The sequence below is a fragment of the Fulvivirga aurantia genome, assembly GCF_009711475.1.
In the GTDB taxonomy this organism is placed as follows: Bacteria; Bacteroidota; Bacteroidia; order Cytophagales; family Cyclobacteriaceae; genus Fulvivirga; species Fulvivirga aurantia.
Window position 1 is genome coordinate 1 of record NZ_SMMD01000715.1, and the last position, 6,149, is coordinate 6,149.

The window sequence follows — 6,149 nt, forward strand, 5'->3', positions numbered from 1 at the left end:
TTAGTGAAGCTGTAATTATTGATCCTTTCGACACCGGCACCCTCATGACAGGGTTTATTACAGATAAAATAAATGATGACCTTTATTGCATTTTCGTGCCTACTGCCCCGAATCCTACAAATGGTAATATTTACCATGTAAAGAAAGAAGCTATTACCTTTTTGGACGTTGCGCCACAAGAAGCCATGCGCACCGTGATTGGTATGGGAACTGGCACAGCCAAACTATTCAAGTCATACAAACCAAGTAACAAAGAAGTACAGCCAAAAGAAGACTAATTGATAATGACGGACTATCTCATCACCAACTGTCAAATATACAGACCATTTCAACCTTCAGATAGCAAATTTTACCAGGTAAGAATCAGAGACGAAAAAATCGTTTCTATAGAAGAAAACGGAGCTACTCTGGGCGACAATAAAATAAAAAAATTTGATGCTAAAGGACGCACTCTCGCTCCCAGTTTCAAAGATTCACACATTCATTTTTTGAGATATTCTCTCATGAAAAATGAAAGAGATCTAAGGCGAATAAGCAAATGGAAGCACCTGAAGGAAGAACTCAAAAATCAAAATGAGAAAGAAGCCCTAAAACATAATGAATGGCTTGTCGGTCGTGGTCTTATGGATGATAGTTTTACTGATAGAGACACATTGCTAACAGCAAAAGACCTTGATTCATTAAATATCGATCACCCTATTTTTCTTCTACACCAAGACGGACATGAGTGCGTGCTCAACACCCAGGCACTTGATCTTTTGGATAAAGAGGCACTTCGAAAAAAGACTCTGGAAGAATTTATTGAAAAAGATGAGTCCGGGAATTGGAATGGTCGATTTAAAGACACTGCGGTGCATTTTATAAAGATGAATTTCCGTAATAAAAGCACTCAGCAAGCAGAAGAGGCTTTAAGAGATGGACTCCCCCATATTGCAGAGGTTGGAATTACTCATATTGACTCTGATGATCTTAATTATGTTGGAGATTATGCGAAAGTTTGGAAAGCCTACTCCAAAATAGACAAAGATGGCGAGTTGACCTGTGACGCTTATTTGCATCACTATGTTTACGACATCGATGACATGAAATACTATCTTAAAAATTTTGATAAACGTACAGGAGATGGTGAAGGTCATGTGAGAGTAGGCGCATTCAAAATTTTTGTAGATGGCACTTACAGGCTTCACACAGCAGCTATGAATCTCCCCTATGTAGATTCCGGAGATTGTGGAACGCTCATTTATGATCAGGAAATTTTAAATAAAATGCTCCAGCTGGCTGAAGATAATAATATGCAAGTGGCTATGCATTGTATTGGAGATAGAGCTGTAGAGACTGCAGCAAAGGCTATCATCAATGCAAATCCTAACGAGAGTAACCCACTGAGGCACAGGATTATCCATATGCAAAATACCCGATGGGATTTATTAAGTTTGATAAGTAAAGCCAAAATACCGATAGAAACACAACCCGGTTTTCTGATTAAAGAATATGACAACTATAAAGAATGGTTGGGAGAAGATCGAGAAAAATTAGTGCAGGTCGGTCAGAGTCTTGTGGATAATGACGTTATTTTTAGCGCAAGCTCAGACGCACCGATAGGTCCACTGAATCCTTTAGAACACATCTATGCATCTGCTAACCGCACAAATTACCAAGGTGAGCCTAAAGGCGGCTGGCAACCTCAGGAGATAATGTCTGTTGATCATGCATTTGAAAGTTACTGTGCCACACCCACATACATAAATCATAGCGATAGTTACACAGGTCGACTACTACCTGGCTATAATGCTGATCTCATACTGCTTGAAGAGCACCCGAATGAATGTCCTAAGGAAGAGCTTCACAACTTAAAGGTGGATAATGTTTGGCACAGAGGGAAATTGGTCTATGACCGCTACAATTAAATCTTATCGGAGGTATCGATAAACTTTAATAATTCATCAGAGAGCTTCTTATCCTCACTGCCGTGTAGCACAGAAATATCACCGGTAGTTTCTAATACTACTGCATATATTTGATTAAAGTCTGTGACATTGGCCTCTCTTAATTTGGCGTATAAGTCGGCATGAGAAACTCTTGTTTTAGCCAAATTGTGCTCTAACAGCTGGCTGCCCTTCATGAGCAGCACTGGTGTGTTGGTAACTGTTTTTTCAAATGACTTTGACTTCTTCCTCAGCTTAGCAACCAACGCCTGAAGTCCAATCAGTACTGACAATCCAACTATACATTGTATAAGGCTTTGAGAACCTGATAAGATGGTTGAGGCAATAAGACTGCCTATGGCTATAGTGATAGCAAAATCAAAACTGCCCATTTTGGCGAAAGTTCGGAGACCATTTAACTTAGTTATTATTATAATTACCGCATAAATCACGAATGTATTAAATACGGTAATTACTATTTGACTAACGTCTCCTAGGAGCCAGTTTAAACTTTGTAATTTTTCCATTGTGCCATAGCTTTAAGATTTAAGTTTCTCTTTTTCCTCTTCACTCATATCCGCAATCGGATGATCCTTCATACCAAATCCCACAACTTTAATGATATTATCTGTGGTGTTAAACAGCATGAGTACAACTACAACCAATGCCCCACTTAAAATGCTCGATAACCCTATTGCAGCGTAGTAAATGCCATCATACCAGTGGGCTGGTATTTGCTCCGATTGCGTGACGGGTAGGTTAAATATTAAAAAAGACGTAAGTGCAGCAATGAATACAGCTGTATCTAATTTGGCAATAATCAGCACGTTTTTATAATGTACTATCTTAAGCCTTGATTGACTATTTGCACTTAAACCTAGGAGGGTAAGTAATAATGCTAATATAGTGGCCGATGCCAATACTATGGTGTTACACAGAGTATTCAGCCCCGACAAAGAGTCTTGAATAAGATCTTTGGCTTCATAACCACTTAGTTTACCTAACATTAGAGAACCTCCGAGTATTACAATCATGGAGATAGCTCCTCCTGCAAGTGCTCTTTTTGTATAGGTGTTTAATTTCATATTAAGACAAATGTTTGGGTAACTCTCCGTCAAGAGCGGTCCATTGTTTGGCAAAGTATTTACGTCCAATTGTTTTTACTGTCGCGCTCACCAATGCCAGACCTACAGAAAATAAAACCACTTCCTTTAGGTCAGCATGTTTGACTTCAGGGTTTTGCGGAGCCTCATTGCCGGTGATTTTCTTGTATGATTTTTTTACGATGTATTTTGCAGCACTGCTTAGTGCAAAAGCTGTAATGCCTGCTGCAATAGCGTAATTTCTTTTTGTTAAATAGGTATTACTCATTATTGTTCTTTCTTCTTTTCTACTAATTACTACTGATATAATTGCAACCTGTGTACCAAAGACCAATAGTACTGCTCAGCATCATGAAGGTATTTTTAGTATTAATGGGTGTAGAGTTTATTGCCCAAAACGGAAAAAAGCTGCCTTGAAGTTCAAGACAGCCTTTTCTATCAGAGAGTATCAAACTTAATCTTTATAAATTACCTTGGCATTGGTGGTAAGGTTTGAAATGTCGCTTTCTGAAGCTATATATCTGTAAGAATTGTTGAAGTCGCCATCAGGCTTTTCTCCAATAATATAGTGAGAAACAACCAGATTGTCAGGTGCATTAATAATAATCTGATCAGAAACTCTTACACGATTTTCTTTTAATGGATCATCTTCTTTCTCCAGTTCAGAAACAACAATGAGTTTATTTTTAGTGGCGTACACCTTCTCTATTTCTAATTCGTGCATATTGCCAGACACCTCTGCTTCTACTTTTATACTTCTTTCAGTAGATTCTTCATCACTATTTGGCATTTTCATATCAAGGTATGGCACTTCTACTTCCTCTTCTTCCATTACCACTACCACTTTAGGTACTTTCATGGTTTTTGTTCTTGTGCCAACATTTACATTGGCCCAGTCTACATCGTATTCTGGCATTTCACCAGACTCTGCCTCTACATCGACATCTAATTCTGGTGCTTCTCCTTGTTCAGTTTTATCTACATCGCAGCTAGCGAATAAAGCTGCTCCAATTGCAAAAGCTGAATAATATAATAATTTCATAATTTTTGGTTTTAAATTTCAAGTTTAGTTCGTGGTTATAAATCTATTTTTAATCCATGCTCATCTCACGATAGCGCGCTTTTATAAACATAAAGACACCGTATGAGAATAAGCCGAGTGCAATAACTCCTAAGGTTATTGCTCCAAATTCGTTTTGTAAAAATTCAAAGGCTTGTTTAGTACCACCAGCGCTGCTTGAGTTTGCAGTAAAGGCAGCTCTAAAGGTTAAAAAGGAAATAATTGCTATTACTATCCCTCTTGAGATATACCCTACCCTACCTGAGTTGAGTACAAATTTTTGCGTGTTCTGGTCAAGGCCTGATTCTTTTACCTTATCCTTAAACTTACCGGATAACGCTCTATATAATTGATAAATGGATTTGCCAGCGAAAATAGCTCCCAAAATACCGACTAGTATCTGTCCGTATGTTTCTTGTAAAAGTGTTGAAACGATAGTTTCGTTACTACCGGATCCACCACCTGAGCTGCTTCCGAGTAAAATTTTTACTGTCGTAAACGCTAAAAAGCAATAAAATACACCACTGGAAAAATAGCCGAACCTTCTGGCTAATCCTTTGGCGTCATTACCTTTATCTTCAGGGTCGGCAAAGGCCTGATAAAATCTCCAAAAGACAAAGCCGACCAGACCTACTGCTGTTAAAATCAATAAAATTTGACCGAATGTTCCTCCTGATAGGGTTTCTAAAGCTCCACCGCTACCGGTCTTTTTACCACCCAAGCCAAAAGCTGTCATAGCGGTAAGTCCTCCAATTAGGCAATAAACAAATCCCTTAGCCCCTATTCCGAACCGGGCAAATTTCTCTTTGGTATCGCCTGAAGATAGCTTATTTGCTGTACTTTTTAATTCGTGTGCTGTACTCATGGCCTACTTAGTTAGTACGTAGAACGCATGAATGATACCCGGAACAATTCCGAGAATAGTCAATAGAAGGTTAATCCAAAAATCACCGGATAACCCTCTACTCAATGCCACCGCAAGTGGCGGGATGAAAATCGCTAAAATAATCTGTATTATACTCATCAGTTTAGTTGGTTAGGTTTAAACGTTATTAATCCTAAGCCAAAAACTGTGCAGTACGCTGTCAGGCCGTTAAACCGACAAATGGCGTTTTATATTGTGCAAGCTATTCTACAATGCTTGTAGTGTCTTGCTCAAAGAGAAATTTTTTATACGGCTATGGGTGCCTTGATCGATGGGTGTGCTTCGTAATTTTCGATTTTAAAGTCTTCAAACTTGTAATCAAAAATGGAAGCTGGTTTTCTGGTAATATTTAATTGAGGTAAAGCCATTGGATCTCTCGACAATTGTTCTCTGGCTTGATCTAAATGGTTGGAATAGAGATGCACATCTCCACCTGTCCATACAAACTCTCCAGGCTCAAGATCGCATTGCTGCGCAAACATATGTACGAGCAAAGCATAAGATGCTATATTAAAGGGTACGCCTAAAAAGTAATCTGCGCTTCTTTGATACAGCTGGCAAGATAACTTACCATTGGCTACATAAAATTGAAAGAGTGCGTGACATGGAGGCAAAGCCATATTATCAACCTCAGCAGGGTTCCAGGCGCTTACAATATGTCTTCTTGAGTTTGGGTTAGTCTTTATTTGCTCAATGGCCTGAGCAATCTGATCGACCTTACCACCATCTGGTGCTGGCCAGCTTCTCCATTGATAACCATATACGGGACCGAGATCTCCATTTTCATCCGCCCATTCGTCCCAGATAGACACACCATTGTCTTTGAGGTATTTAATGTTGGTGTCTCCACTTAAGAACCAAAGCAACTCATGAATGATCGATCTTATATGCAGTTTTTTGGTGGTGAGTAGCGGAAAGCCTTCTTGAAGATTAAATCTCAATTGTCTTCCAAACACAGAAAGTGTTCCTGTGCCAGTACGATCTCCCTTCTCTGCACCATTATCTATGATGTCCTGCATTAAATCTAAATACTGCTTCATGATAGCTTCAATTTTTAAAGCTTAAAGTTAGCGAAACTACACCAAAGCTTTAACCGATGCTAAGTAAAAATACTACACAATGCTGCGTATTATTTT

9 protein-coding genes are annotated in these 6,149 nt (G+C 38.9%); 2 read left to right on the forward strand and 7 right to left on the reverse strand.

What is annotated here, in order from left to right; genetic code table 11:
- Both E1176_RS08030 and E1176_RS08035 read left to right on the forward strand, forming a co-directional pair.
- The coding region (locus E1176_RS08030) for a DUF502 domain-containing protein (RefSeq protein WP_155210095.1) at nt 1-278 on the forward strand (278 nt) is incomplete at its 5' end.
- A gap of 6 nt (nt 279-284) precedes the next feature.
- Nucleotides 285-1,907 (forward strand): amidohydrolase, encoded by a 1,623-nt coding sequence (locus E1176_RS08035; RefSeq protein WP_155210096.1) that lies wholly within the window; start codon nt 285-287, stop codon nt 1,905-1,907.
- Here E1176_RS08035 and E1176_RS08040 read toward each other — a convergent pair.
- The 7 genes from E1176_RS08040 to thyA all read right to left on the reverse strand — a co-directional run bounded on the left by E1176_RS08040 (nt 1,904) and on the right by thyA (nt 6,053).
- Entirely contained in the window at nt 1,904-2,452 is a 549-nt protein-coding gene (locus E1176_RS08040) for a DUF421 domain-containing protein (protein WP_155210097.1), read from the reverse strand. The genes E1176_RS08035 and E1176_RS08040 overlap by 4 nt on opposite strands.
- Nucleotides 2,453-2,464: 12 nt before the next feature.
- Entirely contained in the window at nt 2,465-3,010 is a 546-nt protein-coding gene (locus E1176_RS08045) for a hypothetical protein (protein ID WP_155210098.1), read from the reverse strand.
- A gap of 1 nt (nt 3,011) precedes the next feature.
- On the reverse strand, nt 3,012-3,296 hold the full coding sequence (locus E1176_RS08050) for a DUF4235 domain-containing protein (protein WP_155210099.1): 285 nt from the start codon (nt 3,294-3,296) through the stop codon (nt 3,012-3,014).
- Between the two features lie 186 nt (nt 3,297-3,482).
- Nucleotides 3,483-4,070, reverse strand: coding sequence for a hypothetical protein (locus E1176_RS08055; RefSeq protein ID WP_155210100.1), 588 nt, complete (start codon nt 4,068-4,070; stop codon nt 3,483-3,485).
- A gap of 49 nt (nt 4,071-4,119) precedes the next feature.
- Nucleotides 4,120-4,953 carry a DUF1206 domain-containing protein gene (locus tag E1176_RS08060; RefSeq protein ID WP_155210101.1) on the reverse strand — a complete coding sequence of 278 codons (834 nt, stop codon included), beginning with the start codon at nt 4,951-4,953 and terminating at the stop codon, nt 4,120-4,122.
- A gap of 3 nt (nt 4,954-4,956) precedes the next feature.
- Nucleotides 4,957-5,112 (reverse strand): YqaE/Pmp3 family membrane protein, encoded by a 156-nt coding sequence (locus E1176_RS08065; protein WP_155210102.1) that lies wholly within the window; start codon nt 5,110-5,112, stop codon nt 4,957-4,959.
- A gap of 146 nt (nt 5,113-5,258) precedes the next feature.
- Nucleotides 5,259-6,053 carry a thymidylate synthase gene (gene thyA / locus E1176_RS08070; RefSeq protein WP_155210103.1) on the reverse strand — a complete coding sequence of 265 codons (795 nt, stop codon included), beginning with the start codon at nt 6,051-6,053 and terminating at the stop codon, nt 5,259-5,261.
- Nucleotides 6,054-6,149: the final 96 nt, after the last annotated feature.